Here is a 20,804-nt window from a genome sequence, read left to right as displayed (position 1 = left end):
AAATCCTGCATGCCCATAGGTACCCTTTCTTTTTTATTACAGCGCCTCGGATAGCGTCTGACCAATGGTCGCGCGATTGTACTCCGTCCCTCGTCCCCGACATTGCTTTCCGGCGTCCTTAGCAAATGCGGGGGAGTAAGCCAAAGGGATACATGGTCGATGCGTCAGTCAACCGACTCGTGCGTTGTAGTTCGACACCACGACGGACCGACGGCCATGCGATACACTGCGCGACCGATCTCCACGTAACGCGTTATATATCCAACACCATGAGCCAACGCCACAACCGCCGCCAGCGCAAGAAACTCCACATCGCCGAGTTCCAGGAACTCGCGTTCAACGCGACCGCGCATTACCGCAACGAGCTGTCCGACCTCGAGCGCGGCCAGCTCATCGACGCGTTCATCGATTTCGTCGAAGCGAACGGGCTGCTGACCGTCGCATCCGCCGACGAAGGGATCGGCGCGTACGTGATCTCCGGCGCGCCGCGCGGCACGACGACCGATGCCGACCGCGAGAACGTCCGTGCATGGCTGGCCGCACGTCCGGAGCTGACCGACGTCAAGGTCAGCGAATTCACCGACGCGTGGTATCCGGACGCCTGACGTTCCGGTTGCTCCGCGCCTCGCATGGCGCCCCGGTGACGACGACGCTCGGCTCGCTGGTCAAGTAACGCCCCGTCTGAAGCCCATGCGGCGCCCGTCCCGTCGTCGACGGTCGGGCGCCGCGCTCGTTGTGCCCCCAACGCCGCCCTTGCGGCGATCGCCCCCCGCCATTTCCCGGTCATCCCGCGCCCGATTCTTCGCATAAATCGGTCCTGAAAGGAAGACACGTTAAACTCTCACCTCGCGTGGTGCGCCGCCCGCACCCGCCATCCATCGCCAGCCGCGAGCCCCCGGGCCCGCCCCCGACCCATGGAGTGAGTGTCAATGAGCGGCGGACTCCCGTTTCCCGCATCCCGCATGTCGTTCCCGTCCTCGACGGTTTTCCTCGTTCTCGCGGCAGCCGCACTGCTGTCCGGCTGCGGGCTGCTGCCGACCCAGAATCCGCCCGCGCCGATCAGCGAGGCGCTCGTCGAACCCGTCGAGGAAACCGCCGGCGAACCGCTGACGATGCCGCCCGTGCCGCCGCTCGTCCAGCCGGAGGAACCGGAAGCGCCGAAGAAGCCGCACCGGGAAGTGACGAAGCCGAAGCCGGTGCAGCGCCCCGAATCGCCGACGCCGCCTCCGCCGCCCCCGCCGCCGCTCGTCGCGACACGCCCGCTCGACCGCACCCAGATCCATGCGCTGCTCGACAGCGAGGTCGCGCGCCGCAACGGCAAGGTGATCGGCCGCGCGGTCGACATGGTGACCGACGCAAGCGGCAAACCGCGCGAGATGATCGTCAACCTGCAGGGGTTCATGGGTATCGGCGACCGCAAGGTCGTCTTCCCGTGGAACGTGTTCCGCTTCACGCCGGGCGGCAAACAGGAACCGATCGTGCTCGACGTGCCGTCGGGCGACCTGCCGCCGGCCGCCCGGCCCAAGGCCGTGCCGCTGTCGGGCTCGGCCGCGGCGTCGCCCACGACGCGTCTGCCGTTGCTCGACAGCGACGTCGAACGCCCGAACGGCACGAAGATCGGCCGGGTCGTCGACGTGCTGATCGACCGCGGCGCGCAACCGCAGGCCGTCGTGCTCGACCTCGGCGGGCTCGTCAATACCGACCGCCGCTCGATCGCCGCGAGCTGGGGCGCGCTGCGCTTCGTCACGCGCGACAAGGCGCTGCGTCCGCAACTCGACCTGAACGACGCGCAGATCAAGGCGTCGCCGCCCTACGCGGCCGACAAGCCGATCGTCGTGGTCTCGCCGCCGGTTACTGCCGCCGCGCCGGCTTCGCCTGCGAGTGCCGCCCGATGACGATCAAGCATTCCGTCAGCGTTCGCAGTCTCCGGGCCCTCGACTGGCTCAACTTTTTCGTTGCAAACGTTCAAACCGGGTTCGGTCCGTTCATCGCGTCCTACCTCGCATCGCACAAGTGGACGCAGGGCGAGATCGGCATGGTGCTGTCGATCGGCACGATCAGCGCGATGGTCAGCCAGGTGCCGGGCGGTGCTGCCGTCGACGCGCTAAAGAACAAGAAAGGCGCGGCCGCGTGGGCGATCGCGGCCATCATCCTGTCCGCGGTGCTGCTCGCGTCGAGCCCGACGATCGTGCCGGTGATCGCGGCCGAAGTGTTCCACGGCTTCGCGAGCTGCATGCTCGTGCCCGCGATGGCCGCGATCTCGTTCTCGCTGGTCGGCCGCGCCGACCTCGGCGACCGGCTCGGCCGCAACGCGCGCTGGGCATCGATCGGCAGCGCGGTCGCGGCGGGCCTGATGGGGCTCACCGGCGAGTATTTCTCCGCGCGCGCGGTGTTCTGGCTGACCGCCGTGCTGGCGTTGCCCGCGCTGTTCGCGCTCGCGATGATCCAGCCGACACATGAAGTGATTCCGCATGCGTCGACACCCGACGACCGCGACGAAGGCGAGGAGCGCGAGACGCTGCTCGAGCTGCTGCGCGATCGCCGGATGCTGATCTTCGCGGCATGCGTCGTGCTGTTCCACCTGTCGAACGCGGCGATGCTCAACCTCGCGGCCGGCGAAGTGACGGCCGGGATGGGCGAGAACGTGCAGCTCGTGATCGCCGCGTGCATCATCGTGCCGCAGGCGATCGTCGCGATGCTGTCGCCGTGGGTCGGCCGCTCCGCGCAACGCTGGGGGCGCCGGCCGATCCTGCTGCTCGGCTTCTCGGCGCTGCCGGTGCGCGCGCTGCTGTTCGCCGGCGTGAGCAGCCCCTACCTGCTGGTGCCGGTGCAGATGCTCGACGGCATCAGCGCGGCCGTGTTCGGCGTGATGCTGCCGCTGATCGCGGCCGACGTCGCGGGCGGCAAGGGCCGCTACAACCTGTGCATCGGGCTGTTCGGGCTCGCGGCCGGAATCGGCGCGACGCTCAGCACCGCCGTGGCCGGCTTTGTCGCCGATCACTTCGGCAATGCGGTCAGCTTCTTCGGGCTCGCAGCCGCCGGCACGCTCGCGGTGCTGCTGGTCTGGCTCGCGATGCCGGAAACGCGCGTCGAGAACGGCGACGCGACCACCGGCGAGCCGGCCGCCGCATCGCCGGAACAGGCGCACTGACGCGCTCGCCCCCGCTTCCCGGCCCGACACGATGGATACGATCAGGACACTCAACGAAGCCCGCCAGCAGATCCAGCAGTCGATCTTCGATCTGTTCAAGGGGCTGACTTTCGGCGAGCGGCTCACGCAAGGCGCGCTGATGGCGTTGCAAGCCGTCTGCGGCGCGTGCCTCGCGTACACGATCGGCCGCGCGCTGCACACCGAGCAGGCCGTGTGGGCGGCGGTCACCGCGATCGCCGTCACGCAGCACAACTATTCGGACACGATGTCGCTGTCGCGCGACCAGTTCATCGGCGCGATGATCGGCGGCCTGGTCGGCTTCGCGGGCGCCGCGCTCGGCGGCGACCGCCTCGTCGCCTATGCGATCGCGGTCGCGGTCACGATCGTCAGCTGCTGGTGCCTGAACGTCGGCAGCGCGGCGCGGCTCGGCGGCGTGACCGCGACGATCGTGCTGCTGTTTCCAGGCAACGGCCCACTATGGGACATTCCGCTGATGCGGCTCGGGGAAGTGGCGCTCGGCACCGTCTGCGCGCTGGCCGTGTGCTGGGCGATGTCGCGGGTCGAGCGGCGCTGGTTCCGCCGGGCGGCGGACAAGGACAAGGACAAGTGACGCGGCTGCCGGAACACACGCCCCGGCAGCCGGATGAATCGATGATCGGCGGCGGGTGTTACGGACCGACCCGCAGCACGATGCCCGAGCCGATCTGCACGAGCAGGTAGTCGCCGCCGACGCCCACCCAGTGATAGCCACGCGGCGGCGGGCTCAGGCGATAGCCGCGCCAGTCGTCGACCACGTACTGGCGATCGCGGAATTCGTCCGGGAGACGGTCGCCCTTGTGCCAGTCGCGGCGCGGCTGGTCGGCCCAGCGCGGCGGCACATCGTCCTCGCGATGCATCGCCTGCCCCGGCGGCATGTGCTTCGGACCGTGGCCGTGCCGCATGCCCGGGCCGCCGCGGTCTCCGTGGTTGTCGTCGTTGCCGTGATCCTGCGCCATCGCGGCCGGCGCTGCGAAACCCGCCGCGACCAGCGCGGCCAGCATCATCCCGTGCATCTTCTTCATTGCCCTTCCTCCGTGTTGTCACGTCGAACCGGAAACAACGAAACCGGACCTGCCCGATGAAGACTAGCACACGGGTGCGATCCGACGTCACGCCGCCTGCTGCTGGTACTGGATCCGGTGGAGGTGCGCGTACAGCCCGCCATGGCGCAGCAACTCGTCGTGGCTGCCCGTTTCGACGATCTTGCCGGCTTCGAGCACGAGGATCCGGTCCGCACGCTCGATCGTCGACAGCCGGTGCGCGATCACGAGCGTCGTGCGCCCTTCCATCAGCCGCTCGAGCGCGGCCTGCACGTGACGCTCGGATTCCGAATCGAGCGCCGAGGTCGCCTCGTCGAGGATCAGGATCGGCGCATCCTTGTAGATCGCGCGCGCGATCGCGAGCCGCTGCCGTTGGCCGCCCGACAGACGCATCCCGTTGCCGCCGACCAGCGTGTCGAGCCCGTCGGGCATCGCGGCGACCGCGTCGGCGAGGTTCGCGGCCTCGAGTGCCGCCTGCACGCGGGCGCGGTCGGGCGTCTGCCCGTACGCGACGTTCGCGGCGATCGTGTCGTTGAACAGCACGACGTCCTGGCTGACCATCGCCATCTGGCCGCGCAGCGCGTGGAGGTCGTAGTCGGCCACCGGCACGCCGTCGACCAGGATCGCGCCGCCCGTCGGATCGAAGAAACGTGGCAGAAGGTTGACGAGGGTCGTCTTGCCGCTGCCCGACGGCCCCGCGAGCGCGATCATCTCGCCAGGCGCGACCTTGAACGAAATGCGGTCGAGCGTCGGCCGCTCGGAGGCGCCGTAGTCGAACGACACGTCGCGGAATTCGATCTCGCCGCGAGCGTGCGGCAGCGCACGGCCGCCGCCCTGCGGCTCGGCCGGCTCGTCGATCAGCCCGAAGATCAGTTCGGCGGCCGTCATCCCGCGCTGCAGCGGCTGGTTGACGTCGATCAGGTGCTTGAGCGGCGAGATCACCAGCAGCATCGACGTGACGAACGCAACGAAGCCGCCGACCGTCGTCTGGTCGTTGGTCGACTGCACGACCGCGATCGTGATCACGACCGCGAGCGCGATCGACGCGAGGAATTGCGTCAGCGGCTGCGCGAGCCCGCCCGAGATCGTCATGCGCATCGCGTAGCCGCGCAGGCGCTTGCTCATCGTCGTGAAGCGGTCCATCTCGTACGCTTCGCCGTTGTGCACCTTCACGACCTTGTAGCCGCCGACCGTCTCCTCGACGATGTACGACAGCTCGTTGGTCAGCGTCTGATGCTCGCGGTTCAGGCGGCGCAGGCGACGGTTGATCTTGCTGACGAGCCAGCCGATGCCCGGCAGGATCACCGCGACGATCAGCGTGAGCCGCCAGTTCAGGTAGAACAGGTAGCCGAGCAGGAACACCACGGTCAGCGAGTCGCGCACGAGCGTGACCATCACGCCGGTCAGCACCGACAGGATCTGGTTGACCTCGAACACGATCGCGTTGATCACGGTGCTCGCGGTCTCGCGCTGGAAGAACGACGCGCCCGTGTGGATCATCCGCTGGAACATCTCGAGCCGCAGCTGCAGCAGGATGCGGTTCGACACGTAGTTGAGCAGGTAGTTGGACGTGTACTGCGACACGCCGCGCACGAGCGCGAGGCCGATCACCGCGATCGGCACGTACCATTTCGCGCGGTCGCTGCCGTGCGAGCCGAAGCCGTGGTCGAGCAGCGGCTTGAGCAGCGCCGGGATCCCGGCTTCCGTGGCCGCGACGACGCCCATCGTCATCACGGCGAGCAGCACGATGCCGATGAGCGGCCGGATGTACGGCCACAGGCGCTTGAGGACCGTGACCGGCGACGTACCGGTGCCGTCCATCGGTTTGCGAAGAGTGTTCTGGGTTTCCAAGGCAATCCTTCTTGAGCCGCGACGCGGCGCCCGGGGCGTGACTGCCCGGAATTCACCCCGTCCGGCGGGTGCCGAAAAAGGCCCAACATTATAGCTGTACCGCCTGCGCCGGCATGGCCGTCGCCGAAGCGGCCGCCGGCTGGCGCGCGGGTATACTGCCGCTCACCGTTTTCTCCGCCTTTTCGACGATTTCATGGCAGAACCCACCCTCGGCGTCGCCCTCATCGCCCTCAACGCGGCCGCGCGGCTCGCGCAGTGCCTCGACGCGCTGACCTTCGCCGACGACGTCGTCGTGATCGACGGCGGCAGCACCGACGATACCGTCGCGATCGCCCGCGCGCACGGCGCCCGCGTGATCGTCGAGCGCGACTGGCCGGGCTTCGGCCCGCAGAAGAACCGCGCGCTCGACGCCCTCGGCACCGACTGGATCCTGTCGCTCGACACCGACGAGGTGGTCAGCCCGGAACTCGCGCAGTCGATCCGCGCGGCCATCCGCGCGCCGGCCGCGCAGGTCTATGCGCTCGACCGGCTGTCGAGCTTCTGTGGCCAGTGGATCCGCCACAGCGGCTGGTATCCCGACTGGGTGCCGCGCCTGTTCCGGCGCGGCACCGCCCGCTTCTCCGACGACCTGGTGCACGAACGGCTCGTGTTCGACACGCCCGCGCAGCGGCTGCCGGGCAAGCTGATGCACTATTCGTACGAGGATTTCGAAACCGTCGTGCGCAAGCTCGATGCGTATTCGACGGCCGGCGCGCGCCAGCGCCGCGCGGCCGGCCAGCGCGGCGGCTTCGGCAAGGCGCTCGCGCGCGGCGCATGGGCGTTCGTGCGGACCTATGTGCTGCGGCGCGGGTTTCTCGACGGCCGAGCGGGTTTCATGATCGCCGTGTTCAACGCGGAAACGGTGTATTACCGGTTCCTGAAGCTCGGCCACGAGCCGGCCCGCTGAGCGCGCGCGCCCTGCCCCGACCCTGACGCCGCCGGCATGCGGCCGGCCCGGCGTTACAATGCCGGGCTGCCCGCGCGCCATGCGCGCCCGAGCGCGGCGCCGCGCCACGCGCCGCCGACACGACGACCACCGAATCCGACCGCCATGTTCTCCATCATCATCCCGACCTGGAACAACCTGCCGTACCTCAAGCTCGTCGTCGACAGCCTGCGCCGTCATTCGGCGTACGACCACCAGATCATCGTGCACGTGAACGACGGCTCGGACGGCACGCTCGACTGGGTGCGCAGCGAAGGCATCGAGCACACCGCGTCGCCGGCCAACATCGGCATCTGCCACGCGGTGAACCTGGCCGCCGCGCGCGCGACGCGCGACTACGTCGTCTACATGAACGACGACATGTACTGTTGCCCCGGCTGGGACGCGGCGCTCGTGCGGCGCATCGAGCAGATGCCGACCGACCTGTTCATGCTGTCCGGCACGATGGTCGAGCCGGTCGACACGCGCAACCCGTGCGTCGTCGTCAGCAATTTCGGCCGCGACGCCGAACAGTTCGACGCGGCCGGCCTCGTCGCGGCCACGCCGCGGCTCGCGCGCGCGGACTGGCTCGGCTCGACCTGGCCGCCGACGCTCGTGCACCGCGACTGGTGGAACCGCATCGGCGGCTACAGCAGCGAGCTGTCGCCGGGGATGAGCAGCGACAACGACTTCTCGATGAAATTCTGGGACGCCGGCTGCCGGATCTTCCTCGGCGTCGGCGACAGTCTCGTCTATCACTTCCAGCAGAAAAGCACGGGCAAGATCGTCAAGAACGACGGCCGCCGCCAGTTCCTCAACAAATGGGGCATGACGCAGGCCACGTTCGACCGCTATTACCTGCATCGCGGCGAGCCGGCGGGCTCGCGACTCGCGCTCGACACGCCGGCCGTCGAGGGGCGCCTGAAGCGCGCACTGCTGCGCTCGCGGATCAAGCGCGCATTCAGCTGATCGGACCCCGGAAACGGTAAAGAAACGCCCGCCGCTTCGCGTATACTGCGCGCTTCGTCCCGCGCGGTGCCGCCGGGACGCGCGGCGCGCGGCACGGTGCCCGCATGCCGCATTCGTCCATTCGACAGGTTCCGATGCTTTCGTTTTCCGCTCCCGCCACGCGGCGTCTGACCGCCGCCCGCGCCTTCGCCGTCATCGCGCTGTGCATGGTGCCCGTCTCGACCGCGCTGACCAACGTGTTCTGCGGACTGTTCGCGGCCGCGCTCGTCATCTCCCCCGAATTCTGGCGCGACCTGCGCACGTTCGTCACCGAACCGGCGTCGCTCGCGGCGCTCCTGATCCTCGCGGCGCTGACCGCGAGCGTCACCTATACGGTCGCGCCGCACCCGAAGGCGTGGAACTGGGTCGCCAAGTACGACAAGCTGCTGCTGTTGCCGTTTGCCGTGCTCGCCTTCCGCCACTCGAACTGGGCACCGATCGTGCGGCGAGCGTGGTTCGGCACGCTGTGCGCGATCCTGCTGCTGTCGACCACCAACTATCTCGGGCTGACCGCGATCGGCCCCGCGCATGCGACCGAACTGCCGCTGTCGCGTGCCTGGGTGTTCAAGAACCACATCGCGGCCGGCATGTTCGGCGCGTTGCTGTTTTACCAGGCGGCCGACCTCGCGCTGTCGGCCCGCACCGCGCTGTCGCGCGCCGCGTATGCCGGCGTCGCCGCGTGGTCGCTGATCAACGTGTTCGTGATGCTGCAGGGACGCACCGGGCAGGTCATCGCGCTGCTGCTGATCCTCGTCGTCGCGGTGCGTTTCGTGCTGTTGATGCGCCGCCAGTCGGCGTTGCGCGCGGGGCTCGCCGCCGGGGCGCTGGTCCTGGCGGGCGTCGCGCTCGTCGTCGCCGCGTGCACGGTGCACAACGGCCGGCTTCTGAAGGTCGTATCGGAAGTGCAGCAGTATCGGCAGACCGATGCGGTCACGTCGACCGGGCTGCGTCTCGAGTGGTACAAGAAGGGGCTCGAGCTGTATCGCATGCGTCCCGTGATCGGCTACGGTGCGGGCGGCCTCGAATTCGAATTCGAGAAGCTCACGGCCGGCAAGACGGCCGCCGAAGGGCAGCTCACGTCGAATCCGCATAACGAATACCTGCTGATGGCCGTGCAGCTCGGCACGCTCGGCGTCTTGCTGTTCCTGAACCTGATCGTGCAGATCGCGCGCGGCAGCCGCGCGCTCGATCCGCGTTCGCGGCAGCTGCTTGTCGCGTGGCTCGCGATCTTCGCGATCGGCAGCCTCGCGAATTCGCTGCTGCTCGATTTCGCCGAAGGTCACCTGCTGGTGCTGCTCGCCGGCATCCTGCTCGGCTGCGGCGCGCGCACCGAAGCACTGCCCCGCGAGACGTCGGCGATCCGGCGCAGCGCGTAACGGATCATGCGACGGGCGGCGCGCGATCCGCGTTGCCGCCCGCCGCAGCTTGAGCCTCTCAGGCTGCAGTGGCGGCGCACGCGCGCCGCTGCCGGAAGCACGGCCGCGCGCCGTCGACGCGTCGCCGCTCCCCCGCTTTTCGAATCAGGAAACGTCAGGCCTTCAGGCGTCGTCAGTCGGAACGCGCGCGATGCAAGCGCGACGTGGCGACGACCGCGTCGGCGGCGCCCGGCGGATTCAGCCCGAGCATCTCGGCGGCCGCCGCCTTCACACGCTGCGTGCCGAGATTGACGAGGCAGTCGCTATGGCTGTCGACATGGCGCTCGCAGCCTTCGTGCCGGCACGGCACGCAATCGCCCTCGCCCTGCAGCAGCCACACGTTGCCGTGCCGCGCGGAGCCGCGCAGCGCCCACGGGTTCTCCGTGGCCGGCCAGTGCTGCGGCCACGGCCCCCAGCGCACCGGATCGGACGGACCGAACAGCGCGATCGTGTCGGTGCCCGTCGCGGCCGCAACGTGCGTCGCGCCCGTATCGGGCCCGATGAAGAGCCGTGCACGCCGCACCAGTTCCGCGCTTTCGCCGAACGTCAGACGGCCGACCAGATTCAGCACGTCGCCGCCCGCCTCGGCCGCGACCTGCTCCGCGTACTCGCGCTCGCGATCGGCCGGGCCGCCCGACAGCGCGATCGCAAACCCCTGCGCGCGCAGCCATTCGATCATCTCGACCCAGCCCTCGAGCCGCCATTGCTTGTAGCGGAACATCGGATACGGATGCAGCACGACGAGCGGCTTGCCGTCGCGGATCGCCGGCGATTCGGCCAGCCACGCGTCGAATCGCGCGCGCCGCGCGGGATCGTCGCCGATGCCCGGCGCGACGACCTCGGATACCGGCTCGATGCCGATCACCGGTGCGAGCGCGAGCGTGCTGACGACCGTATGCGCGGATTCATGATGATTGATTGCGATGCCGTTCAGCATCATTCGAGTCAGCCACGTGACGCGGTTCGGATCGACGAGGCCGACGCGCTTGCGGCCGGCGAACCAGCTGTAGAAACGCGGCCGGTCGGAGCTCAGCGCCGCGCACGCGAGATCGTAGCGGCGCCACATCGACAGCGCGTCGCGCAAACGCTCCCGGAATCCCGCACGCTGCGCGACGACGATCACGCGCCGCACGTCGGGGTTGTGCTCCAGCACGCCCTCGGTGCCGCGAAACACCAGCATGTCGATCTGCGCGCCGGGCCAGCGCGCCTTCAGCGAACGCACGAGCGGCGTCGTCAGCAGCACGTCGCCGATACGGCGCGGGGCTGCGACGAGGATGGTTCTGGGCGGGCGGGCGGAAGAAAACAGGGCCACGGCGATCGTTCCGTCTAGCTGGCTGGACAAGGCTCGCAATGTACAGGATTTTGCGGCCGGTGGCGTGGCGTCGGGCGCAGGCGTCGGCAACGCGTCGCGGTCGGAAATTGGGGGCACCCGTCCGGTATCGTGGCAGACAACGACGCGCCGCGCACGGCGGGGTTTGCGGCCATCGTGCCGCCTGCCGTCCCGGTGGCTACGAAACGATTGCGTCGACTGCAGGTGCCTCGAAGGTAGCAGCCGGAAGCCGCACCGCGCCGTCCATCGCTGCTTCGGGCTGTCCGGCCGGCATCAACAGATGAAGCACCGCGCGCTCGAGCGCGTCGACGCCGATCGCGTCGACCGTCGCGCCGGCCCGCAGGACGATGTGCGGCACGCCGAGCGGATGCCAGCGCCGGTATTTCTCGGGACGGTCCTCGAACAACGCGGCGACCGGCACGCCGAGCGCCGACGCGAGATGCACGGGCGCGCTGTCGGCCGACACGATCGCGTCGAGCAGGCTCGCGGCGGCCACCAGTTCGGCGACCGACGACGGCGCGACATGCCGGGCGTCCACGTCCCGCCACGTGTCGTGGTCGGCCGCGGCCGACACGGCGGGATCGCGGAACACGATCACGTCGGCGAGCGGTGCGAGCCGCCGGGCGAGGTCGCGCCATCGATCGGCCGGCCAGCGCCGCTCCGCCGCCTTGTTCGACACGAAGAGCCCAACGCGCGGCTTCGTGCACGGCCCGAGCAGCCGATACCACGTTTCCTGCAGCGCGCGGTCCGGGTGGACGGACAGCTCCAGACCGTCGAGCCCGGTGCGGCCGAGCTCGGGCACGAGCCGGAATCCCGACAGCGCCTCATGGCAAATCGGCCGCGACGCGACGTGTTCGGGCTTGCGATCGTCGAATTCTGAATCGGCATCGTGCCAGCGGCAATCCTTCACGCCGAGCTGTCGCGCGAACTGGATGCTGCTGCGATGCATGCCGCCGTTCGGCACGACCACGAGGTCGAACCGCAAGCGGCGCAGCCGGCGCACGAGCCGCAGCCTGTCGAAGAGCGCGCGCATCCGTCCCGGGCGGTCGTTTCGCTCGCACTGACGGCTGTACACGTAAGTATGGACCGCGTCCACGTCCGGGTTGCCGGCCAGCGCGGCCGCGTTGTAGCGGTTCGCGACCACGTGCAGTTCCGCACCGGGCCAGCGCTGTTTCAGCGCGCCGAGGAAAGCGGTCGTGCACAGCATGTCGCCCAGAAAATCAATCCGGATCACGAGGATCCGCCTCGTCGGTTTCCCGTTGGCCATTGTTGTGGTCGTGTTGTCGGTTTTTTTATCGTCGCGTACCGACCGGCATCCTGGCGCCCTTCTCCGTGCCGGCCTCGTCGCGTGGTCGCTCGCGGCACCGCGCCGCCTCGCGTGCCGCGCTGAACCGCCCCCGTTTTCACCCGCGCGAAATCGCCCCGGCCGGCGGACATGCCGCGGCCGGCGCCGCATTTGCGTCGCGCGCGACGGATTGTATAGCGTCCGGATGACGGCCCCAAGCACCCGCCGAAATGAAAACGGCCCGCCGCACCGCACGATGGCGATGCGACGGGCCGTGTAGACAACGACCGTCGGGCGGCGATCGCTCAGTACGTGATTTCGACGATGCTTCCGTCGAACGTCGCGCGCAACTCCGCGAGCAGCGTGTCGCTCGGCTTGACGCGCCACGCGTCGCCGAGACGCATTTCACCCTGCGCGCGCGCGTTGCTGTAGTGAACCTGGACCGCGAGCCCGTTCGGCAGCGGCGCCTGCGGGCGACGGCCGCCGTCGCGCCCGCCGCCGCGCGGCGCGGGCGCCTCGACCGCCTGCGCGGCCGCCGGATCGTCCTTCGACACGTGCGGCTCGAGCACGCGGCGCAGCGCAGCCGCATCCGCATTGCCGTTCATCGTGAGCCGCACCGCCTGCGCGTAGCGGCTGCGCGCACGCTCGAGATCCATCACCGTGTCGGCCGTGAAACGGATACCACCGGTGAACGCATCGTTGCGTGCCTGCCCCTGCACGATCAGCAGTTCGTCTTCCTTGAACAGCGCCTTGTTCGCCTCGAACTGCTCGTTGAAGATCGTGATCTCGCACTGGCCCGAACCGTCGTCGAGCAACGCGATCAGCATCTTGCCGCGCTGGGTCATCTGCGTGCGCAGCGATGCGATGATGCCCGCGACGAGCTTGTCGCGCCCTTCCTTCAGGTCGCCGACCTTCTGCCGCACGAACCGGCGCACTTCGTCGCGATACGCATCGAACAGATGGCCGGACAGGTAGAAGCCGAGCGCGCCCTTCTCTTCCTGCAGGCGACGCTTGTCGTCCCACGCGGGTTCGTCGACGAGCGCATGCGCGTGCGGCGACTCGGCCCCCATGTCGAACAGGCCGGCCTGCATCGCGTTCGCAGCGGCCTGTTCGGCCGCTTCCATCGCGAGGGGCACCGACGCGAGCATCTGCGCGCGATTCGCGTTCAGCGAATCGAACGCGCCGGCACGGATCAGCGCCTCGACCGTGCGGCGGTTGACGACACGCCGGTCGATCCGCTCGCAGAAATCGAACAGGTCGGTGAACGGCTTTTCCTCGCGCGCGCGCAGGATTTCCTCGATCGCGTTCTGGCCGCTGCCCTTCACCGCGCCGAGACCGTAGCGGATCGTGCGCGAGCGCTTGCCGTCGGCTTCCGCGACGGGCTCGAACCGGTAATGCGACTGGTTGATGTCCGGCGGCAGCACGACGAGGTTGTTCACGACGCAGTCGTCGAACAGGATCTTCACCTTGTCGGTGTCGTCCATCGCGAGCGTCATGTTGGCCGCCATGAATTCGGCCGGATGGTGCGCCTTCAGCCACGCGGTGTAATACGCGAGCAGCGCGTAGGCCGCCGCGTGCGACTTGTTGAAGCCGTAGCCCGCGAACTTCTCCATCAGGTCGAAGATCTCGTCGGACTTCTCGCGCGTGAGGCCGTTCTTCGCCGCACCCTCGGCGAAGATCTCGCGGTGCTTGACCATCTCCTCGGGCTTCTTCTTGCCCATCGCGCGACGCAACAGGTCGGCGCCGCCGAGCGAGTAGCCGCCGATGATCTGCGCCATCTGCATCACCTGCTCCTGATAGACCATGATGCCGTAGGTCTCTTTCAGGACGGGTTCGACGCGCGGATCCGGATAGTCGACCTTCTCGCGGCCGTGCTTCCGTGCGCAGAAGCTCGGGATCAGGTCCATCGGGCCCGGACGGTACAACGACACGAGCGCGATGATGTCCTCGAAGCGGTCGGGCTGCGCGTCCTTCAGCATGCCCTGCATCCCGCGGCTTTCCAGCTGGAACACGGCGACCGTGTTGGCCTTCTTCAGGATCTGGAACGATGCCGGATCGTCGAGCGGCACCTGCGCGAGCGACCAGTCGGCCTTAGACGCATCGAGACGGCGGATGTAGCGCTCGGCCCAATCGAGGATCGTCAGCGTCGTGAGGCCCAGAAAGTCGAACTTCACGAGGCCGACGGCTTCGACGTCGTCCTTGTCGTACTGGCTCACGACACCGCCGTCGTCGCCCTGCGTATACAGCGGACAGAAGTCGGTCAGCTTGCCGGGCGCGATCAGCACGCCGCCCGCGTGCATCCCGACGTTACGCGTGAGGCCCTCGACGCGTTGCGCGAGATCGAGCAGCTGGTGCACTTCGTCCTCGTGGTCGTAGCGCTCCTGCAGTTGCGGCTCTTCCTTCATCGCGTCGGCGATGGTCACGTGCTTGCCGGGCTTGAACGGAATCAGCTTCGCGACGCCGTCGGTGAACATGTAGCCGAGGTCGAGCACGCGGCCGATGTCGCGCACGGCCGCCTTCGCGGCCATCGTGCCGAAGGTGGCGATCTGCGACACGGCGTCCGCGCCGTATTTTTCCTTCACGTACTGGATCACGCGATCGCGACCGTGCTGGCAGAAGTCGATGTCGAAGTCGGGCATCGACACGCGTTCCGGATTCAGGAATCGCTCGAACAGCAGGTTGTAACGCAGCGGGTCCAGATCGGTGATGCCGAGCGCGTACGCGACCAGCGAACCGGCGCCCGAGCCGCGGCCCGGGCCGACCGGCACGCCGTTGTTCTTCGCCCAGTTGATGAAGTCCGCAACGATCAGGAAGTAGCCCGGGAAACCCATCTTCGTGATGGTCCCGCACTCGAACTCGAGCCGCTTGTAGTACGTGTCGCGCTGCGCTTCGCGCTCCGCCGCATCCGGATACAGCTGCTCGAGGCGCTTCTCGAGCCCTTCCTTCGACAGCTGGACCAGGTAGTCGTCGAGCGACATGCCGTCCGGCGTCGGAAACAGCGGCAGCTTCGGCTTGCCGAGCTCGAGCTTCAGGTTGCAGCGCTTCGCGATCTCGACCGTGTTCGCGACCGCCGACGGCAAGTCGGAGAACAGCGCGGCCATCTCGTCCTGCGTGCGGAAATACTGATCGGTCGTGAAGCGCTTCTGGCGTCGCGGATTCGCGAGCATGTCGCCTTCCGAGATGCACACGCGCGCCTCGTGCGCGGTGAAGTCGTCGTCGGTCATGAACTGCGTCGGATGCGTCGCGACGACCGGCAGCTTCAGCGACGCGGCGAGCGTCGCGGCCTGCTGGATGTACGCCTCGGCGCCCGGCTGGCCGTAACGCTGCAGTTCGATGTAGAAACCGCCCGGGAAGATCTTCGCCCAGCGCTCGGCATGCCGGCGCGCGGCTTCCTCGTTACCGGCCGCGAACGCGAGCCCGATATCGCCCTGCTGCGCACCCGACAGCGCGAGCAGCCCGTGCGAGAGCTCGCCGTCGAGCCAGCTCGCGTCGAGTTCCGCGCGGCCGCGATACTGGTTCGTGAGCCATGCCTTCGACAGCAGTTCGCACAGGTTCAGGTAGCCGACCTTGTCCTTCACCAGCAGCAGCAGGCGCGACGGTTTGTCGCGATCGTCCGGATTGGTGATCCAGACGTCGCAGCCGGCGATCGGCTTGATGCCCTTGCCGCGGGCTTCCTGGTAGAAACGGACGAGGCCGAATGCGTTGCCGAGATCGGTGAGGGCGAGCGCGCCCTGACCGTCTGCGGCCGCCGCCTTGACGATGTCGTCGAGACGCACGATGCCGTCGGCAATCGAGAATTCGGAGTGAACGCGAAGATGGACGAAGCGGGGATCTGACATGGGCGATATTGTAGCCGCGTCGTCGCGAAGGCTGCCCAAAAAATCCCCGCGCCCGGCCGTTCGGCCGATGCGCGCGACGTCGGCCGAACGGTCAGGTGCCGGCGCATGCGCAGTTTGCGGGATAATACGGGTTTTCGAATCATCGCCCCGGCTTCGCACCCTTTTTTGCGGGGCCGCCGTGCGCCCGCCGCACGGCCGCGGCCGTTTTCCCGTCGGACCATCATGACCATCGTCAACCTTGCCGCCTACCACTTTGTGTCGCTCGACGCGACCGAGCAATGGCGCCCGCTCGTCACCGCCCGCTGCAACGAACTCGGCCTGCGCGGCACGATCCTGCTCGCGCCGGAAGGCATCAACCTGTTCATCGCCGGCCCGCGCGAAGCGACCGACGCGTTCATCGACTACATCCGCCACGATCCGCTGTTCGAAGGCAAGTTCGCGACGCTGCAGTTCAAGGAGAGCCTGTCCGACTCGCAGCCGTTCCGCCGGATGCTCGTGCGCCTGAAGCGCGAGATCATCACGATGAAGAAGCCCGCGATCAAGCCGGAGCTCGGCCGCGCGCCGTCGGTCGACGCGCGCACGCTGAAGGCGTGGCTCGACCGCGGCCACGACGATGCCGGCCGCCCGGTCGTGATGCTCGACACGCGCAACGCGTTCGAAGTGGACGTCGGCACGTTCGACGACGCGCTCGACTACCGGATCGACAAGTTCAGCGAGTTCCCGGAAGTGATCGACGCGAACCGCGCCGATCTCGAGGGCAAGACGGTCGTGTCGTTCTGCACGGGCGGCATCCGCTGCGAGAAGGCGGCGATCCACATGAAGGAAATCGGCATCGAGAACGTGTACCAGCTCGAGGGCGGGATCCTGAAGTATTTCGAGGAAGTCGGCGGCGCGCACTATCACGGCGACTGCTTCGTGTTCGACTACCGCACCGCGCTGAATCCGCAACTGCAGCCGACCGAAAACGTCACGTGCTTCGCGTGCCGCGCGGTCGTCACGCCGGAAGCCCAGCAATCGCCGAGCTACGTGGCAGGCCGGTCGTGCCCGGCCTGCGCGCAGGCCGCCAGCGCCGCGTAAGCGCGCGTCGCTCCGCGCCCCGATGAACGGCTACCGCGGCCGCTTCGCGCCGTCGCCCACCGGCCCGCTGCATTTCGGCTCGCTGGTCGGTGCGCTCGCGAGCTGGCTCGACGCGCGCGCGCACGGCGGCGCATGGCTCGTGCGCATCGAGGACATCGACGGCCCGCGCACGGTGCCCGGCGCCGCCGACGACATCCTCGCGACGCTCGCGCATTTCGGCATGACGCCCGACGAGCCACCCGTGTGGCAAAGCACGCGCGAGGCCAACTATGCGGCCGCGCTCGACCGGCTCGTCGACGCGGGGCTCGTCTACCCGTGCGGCTGCACGCGCAAGGAAATCGCCGATTCGCTACGTGCCGCGCACGAGCGCCACACGACGCTCGCGTACCCGGGCACCTGCCGCACCGGCCTGCACGGCAAGCCCGCGCGCGCGTGGCGGCTGCGCGTGCCGGACGGCGAAGATGCGATCGTCACGTTCGACGACCGCTGGCAACACACGCAAGCGCAGAATCTCGCGACCGACGTCGGCGATTTCGTGCTGAAGCGCGCGGACGGCCAATGGGCGTATCAGCTCGCGGTGGTGGTCGACGATGCCGACGCGGGCATCACGCACGTCGTGCGCGGCGCCGACCTGCTCGATTCGACCGCGCGCCAGATCTACCTGCAGCGTTGTCTCGGCGTGCCGACGCCCGAATACCTGCACGTGCCCGTCGTCGTCGACGCGAACGGCGAAAAGCTCAGCAAGCAGACCGGCGCGATCGCGCTCCAGCGCGACGATCCGCTGCCGGCGCTGCGGGCCGCCGCCATGCATCTCGGCCTTGCCGCCGATGGCGATCCATCGGGCGATACGATGGATGCGTTCTACGCGGCCGCGACCGATGCGTGGGCGCGTCGCTTCGGGCCCCACGCCGGCTGAGCCGTTCGCGGAATCCCGGTTCGTAACGACCGCGTTCCGGCATCCGTCAACGCTGAATCGACCGGAAACTGCACGCGCGCTGACCATACTGCACCGAAGCCCCCCGCCCACGCGATCAGTCATCCCTCCTCCCGGCTGCCTCGTCACGAATCGTCTCGCTCAATGAAAAACGGGCACATGCTCATCGCATGCACCCGTTTCCGCGGCAGCGCTCGCGCGCTGCACCGACCGCCTGAACCGCCCGCTTACGCCGACGGCTTGCGCGGCATTCCGAAGCCGCCGAGCAGCGCGGCGACCTGACGCTTCGGCCCCTTCTTCTCGGGCTGCTGCGCGGACTTCGTCTCTTCCGGCTGATTCGCCGGCGCCGACGGTTCGTACGGCTTCAGGAAGAAATCGTCGACCGGCGCCTCGTGACGACGGTGATGGCCGCCGCGCTCGGAACCGCCCGAACGACGCCCCGACGCACCGCGATGCTCGTCGCGCTCGCGGCGGCCGCCGCGTTCGCCGCCACGCTCACCCCCGCGATCGCCGCCACGCTCGTCGTGACGATGGCGCGCCGGCTTGTCGAGCGCGAGCGTCTGCACGTCGAGCGGACGCTTGATCAGCTTCTCGATATCGGCGAGCTGCTTGCGCTCGTTCGGGCTGCACAGCGACAGCGCATCGCCCGTCGCGCCCGCGCGGCCCGTGCGGCCGATCCGGTGCACGTAGTCTTCCGCGTTGAACGGCAGGTCGAAGTTGATCACGGCCGGCAGTTCGGCGATGTCGAGACCGCGCGCGGCCACGTCGGTCGCGACCAGCGCCTCGATTTCGCCGCGCTTGAACGCGTCGAGGGCCTGCATCCGCTCGATCTGCGTCTTGTCGCCGTGGATCGCCGACGCGACCACGCCGTCGCGCTCGAGATTGCGGGCCAGCCGGCTTGCGCCGATCTTGCTGTTGCAGAACACGATCACCTGCTTGAGCCCGCGATCGCGCAGCAGCTGCACGACGGCGGCCTGCTTGTCGCCTTCGGCGACGTCGTAGACGATCTGCGTGACGTTCGCGTTGGTCGAGTTGCTGCGCGCGACCTCGATCGTCTGCGGGTTGCGCAGGTAGGTCGATGCGAGCTTCTTGATTTCCGGCGAGAAGGTGGCCGAGAACAGCAGCGTCTGACGCTCCTTCGGCAGCAGGTTCAGGATGCGCTGCAGGTCCGGCAGGAAGCCCATGTCGAGCATCCGGTCGGCCTCGTCGAGCACGAGCATCTGCACCTGCCCGAGGTTTGCCGTCTTCTGCTGCACGTGGTCGAGCAGGCGGCCGGGCGTCGCGATCAGGATCTCGACGCCGCGGCGCAGCTCGGCCATCTGCGGGTTCATGTCGACGCCGCCGAACACCACCGCGCTGCGCAGCGGCGTGTGCTTCCCGTACGCGTGCACGTTCGCGGCGACCTGGTCGGCGAGCTCGCGGGTCGGCGTGAGGATCAGCGCGCGCACCGGGTGGCGCGCGGGCGATGCGCTCGTGTTGGCCTGCGGCAGCAGCCGCTGGAGGATCGGCAGCGAGAAGCTCGCGGTCTTGCCGGTGCCCGTTTGCGCGGCGCCCATGACGTCGCGGCCGGCGAGCACGACCGGAATGGCCTGCGCCTGGATCGGCGTCGGCGTCGTATAGCCCTGCTCCGCGATGGCTTTCAGGATATCGGCGGCAAGGCCGAATTGATCGAAGGTTGCGTCGGCTGGCTTGGCGACTGAATCGGACATGGTGGCGTTTCGCTCAAAAGGCGCGGCGGGGACATCGTGCGTCAGGCCGGCCGGGCCTGCGCTCATCACATTTCGGAAGTAGACGGAGCCGCGGCGCGCCGCGCGGCGCCGCTCTGGCGCTTGGGACCGGTTCATTTCGAACATCGGGCGCCACAGGCCGTGCGGACTCCGTTCGGCGCGAATGCCGGCGGAAAGGGGCGTATTGTAGCACTGCGCAGCAATCTGTCCGTGACAACGCCGCGAACGCCCTCGGTGGCGGTTCGCAGCGAGCGCCGGCGGGCCCGGCGCGGGCGGATGCGTCGAGCGATCGGGCTATCCCGATCGGCCGATGGGCAGAAATAGGGGTCGAATTCCGGGCGTGCACTTCGGAAAATCGGCAAGCGGTCGACGAGCCCGGGCGCCGCCTGCCCAGCGATCCGGCAGCAGGTCGAACCCGGCAGCCCGCATCGAACGCGGCAATCGGCACGCCGGCACGGCGTATCCGATCGCGCGCGGCGCTCAGCCCTTCTTCTTTTTCTTCTTCTCGACCTGCACGCAGTCGCCCAGCAGCGGTGCCGCATTCTGGTCGGCGATCTCGTCGCGCAGCGTCCCTTCCTTGCCCTTCGTCCACCAGGTATAGCGTCCGGCCTGGTAGCGCACGCCCGACGCCGAAACGGTATCGACGAACAGCAGCCGCTGCCCGTTGACCGGCACCAGCGCGAAGCTCTGGCCGTTGCCCGCGCGCCAGTACGACACGCGCACCGGCTGCTTCTGGTTCGCGCACTGATAGAGGGCCTGCTGGCGCGAATCGGCGTCGATCTCCTCGACGGTCAGTTGCGCGGCATGCGCGGCGGAAACGGCGATGCCGGCCAGCGCGAGCGCGGCGAAGGTTTGGCGAATCATGCGGTCCTCTCACGAGACGGGTGGAAGCGCGCCCTCGCGGGACGCGCGGTTATCGTTGGTCATGGATTGAGCGTTCGTCGCTCAGGGATCGATGACGTCGGCGCACGCGTCGGTCGGCGCGGCCGCGACATGGCCGACGACCGGCACGATCTTCAGCCCGGCCGATGCGACCCGGCACGGCGCGGCCGCGAGGCCGCACCCCGCGAGGCTCGCGACCAGCGCCAGCGCGGCGCCCACCTTGCCGATACGGCCGATCCGCCGCCATGTCGACGCCATCGCG

At 68.6% G+C, this 20,804-nt stretch carries 17 protein-coding genes; 9 read left to right on the top strand and 8 right to left on the bottom strand.

The features are described 5' to 3' along the window. Window positions 1-269 precede the first annotated feature (269 nt). From ACV22V_RS24080 to ACV22V_RS24065, 4 genes are all read left to right on the top strand, one after another. Complete coding sequence (locus tag ACV22V_RS24080; protein WP_059527263.1) at window positions 270-605, top strand: YggL 50S ribosome-binding family protein; 336 nt, start codon at window positions 270-272, stop codon at window positions 603-605. 324 nt (window positions 606-929) lie between these two features. Beyond that, window positions 930-1,895 (top strand): PRC-barrel domain containing protein, encoded by a 966-nt coding sequence (locus tag ACV22V_RS24075; protein WP_322041138.1) that lies wholly within the window; start codon window positions 930-932, stop codon window positions 1,893-1,895. Then, the gene (locus ACV22V_RS24070; RefSeq protein ID WP_223961032.1) at window positions 1,892-3,151 is read left to right on the top strand and encodes an MFS transporter; all 1,260 of its coding nucleotides are present in this window, start codon (window positions 1,892-1,894) and stop codon (window positions 3,149-3,151) included. The genes ACV22V_RS24075 and ACV22V_RS24070 overlap by 4 nt, the downstream gene beginning before the upstream one ends. A gap of 31 nt (window positions 3,152-3,182) precedes the next feature. Next, window positions 3,183-3,761 (top strand): FUSC family protein, encoded by a 579-nt coding sequence (locus ACV22V_RS24065; protein WP_059689405.1) that lies wholly within the window; start codon window positions 3,183-3,185, stop codon window positions 3,759-3,761. A 58-nt stretch (window positions 3,762-3,819) separates the two neighbouring features. Here the strand turns inward: ACV22V_RS24065 and ACV22V_RS24060 are convergent, their stop codons facing one another. Beyond that, on the bottom strand, window positions 3,820-4,212 hold the full coding sequence (locus ACV22V_RS24060; RefSeq protein WP_448015734.1) for an RcnB family protein: 393 nt from the start codon (window positions 4,210-4,212) through the stop codon (window positions 3,820-3,822). A gap of 87 nt (window positions 4,213-4,299) precedes the next feature. Then, window positions 4,300-6,051 (bottom strand): lipid A export permease/ATP-binding protein MsbA, encoded by a 1,752-nt coding sequence (msbA, locus tag ACV22V_RS24055; protein ID WP_059689407.1) that lies wholly within the window; start codon window positions 6,049-6,051, stop codon window positions 4,300-4,302. A gap of 223 nt (window positions 6,052-6,274) precedes the next feature. Here msbA and ACV22V_RS24050 point away from each other — a divergent pair, with 223 nt between their 5' ends. From ACV22V_RS24050 to ACV22V_RS24040, 3 genes are all read left to right on the top strand, one after another. Then, a complete protein-coding gene (locus ACV22V_RS24050) occupies window positions 6,275-7,027 on the top strand; it encodes a glycosyltransferase family 2 protein (protein ID WP_059689408.1) in 753 nt (250 codons plus the stop codon). A 144-nt stretch (window positions 7,028-7,171) separates the two neighbouring features. Further along, a complete protein-coding gene (locus ACV22V_RS24045; RefSeq protein ID WP_059527283.1) occupies window positions 7,172-8,014 on the top strand; it encodes a glycosyltransferase family 2 protein in 843 nt (280 codons plus the stop codon). A gap of 134 nt (window positions 8,015-8,148) precedes the next feature. Further along, window positions 8,149-9,429, top strand: coding sequence for an O-antigen ligase family protein (locus tag ACV22V_RS24040; RefSeq protein ID WP_448015733.1), 1,281 nt, complete (start codon window positions 8,149-8,151; stop codon window positions 9,427-9,429). A 172-nt stretch (window positions 9,430-9,601) separates the two neighbouring features. On the opposite strand, the gene ACV22V_RS24035 is transcribed toward ACV22V_RS24040, so the two are convergent. From ACV22V_RS24035 to dnaE, 3 genes are all read right to left on the bottom strand, one after another. Beyond that, a complete protein-coding gene (locus ACV22V_RS24035; RefSeq protein ID WP_448015732.1) occupies window positions 9,602-10,780 on the bottom strand; it encodes a glycosyltransferase family 9 protein in 1,179 nt (392 codons plus the stop codon). A gap of 196 nt (window positions 10,781-10,976) precedes the next feature. Continuing rightward, complete coding sequence (locus ACV22V_RS24030) at window positions 10,977-12,065, bottom strand: glycosyltransferase family 9 protein (RefSeq protein ID WP_448015731.1); 1,089 nt, start codon at window positions 12,063-12,065, stop codon at window positions 10,977-10,979. A 323-nt stretch (window positions 12,066-12,388) separates the two neighbouring features. Next, on the bottom strand, window positions 12,389-15,922 hold the full coding sequence (dnaE, locus tag ACV22V_RS24025) for a DNA polymerase III subunit alpha (RefSeq protein WP_448015730.1): 3,534 nt from the start codon (window positions 15,920-15,922) through the stop codon (window positions 12,389-12,391). Window positions 15,923-16,144: 222 nt separating this feature from the next. On the opposite strand from dnaE, the gene ACV22V_RS24020 reads away from it, so the two are divergent. Together ACV22V_RS24020 and gluQRS are read left to right on the top strand one after the other, a co-directional pair. Beyond that, window positions 16,145-16,999, top strand: coding sequence for a sulfurtransferase (locus ACV22V_RS24020; RefSeq protein ID WP_448015729.1), 855 nt, complete (start codon window positions 16,145-16,147; stop codon window positions 16,997-16,999). Window positions 17,000-17,021: 22 nt separating this feature from the next. Next, window positions 17,022-17,915, top strand: coding sequence for a tRNA glutamyl-Q(34) synthetase GluQRS (gluQRS, locus tag ACV22V_RS24015; RefSeq protein WP_448015728.1), 894 nt, complete (start codon window positions 17,022-17,024; stop codon window positions 17,913-17,915). Window positions 17,916-18,160: 245 nt separating this feature from the next. On the opposite strand, the gene ACV22V_RS24010 is transcribed toward gluQRS, so the two are convergent. From ACV22V_RS24010 to ACV22V_RS24000, 3 genes are all read right to left on the bottom strand, one after another. Further along, window positions 18,161-19,708: a DEAD/DEAH box helicase gene (locus ACV22V_RS24010; protein WP_059528283.1), complete on the bottom strand. Its 1,548-nt coding sequence runs from the start codon at window positions 19,706-19,708 to the stop codon at window positions 18,161-18,163. 432 nt (window positions 19,709-20,140) lie between these two features. Beyond that, the gene (locus tag ACV22V_RS24005; protein ID WP_059527304.1) at window positions 20,141-20,524 is read right to left on the bottom strand and encodes an MliC family protein; all 384 of its coding nucleotides are present in this window, start codon (window positions 20,522-20,524) and stop codon (window positions 20,141-20,143) included. An 81-nt stretch (window positions 20,525-20,605) separates the two neighbouring features. Further along, on the bottom strand, window positions 20,606-20,800 hold the full coding sequence (locus ACV22V_RS24000) for a DUF6726 family protein (RefSeq protein ID WP_059527306.1): 195 nt from the start codon (window positions 20,798-20,800) through the stop codon (window positions 20,606-20,608). Window positions 20,801-20,804: the final 4 nt, after the last annotated feature.

The organism is Burkholderia sp. AW33-5, from assembly GCF_053427615.1.
The sequence above is the reverse complement of the archived record's forward strand: the minus strand, read 5'-3'. Positions and strand labels throughout refer to the sequence as shown.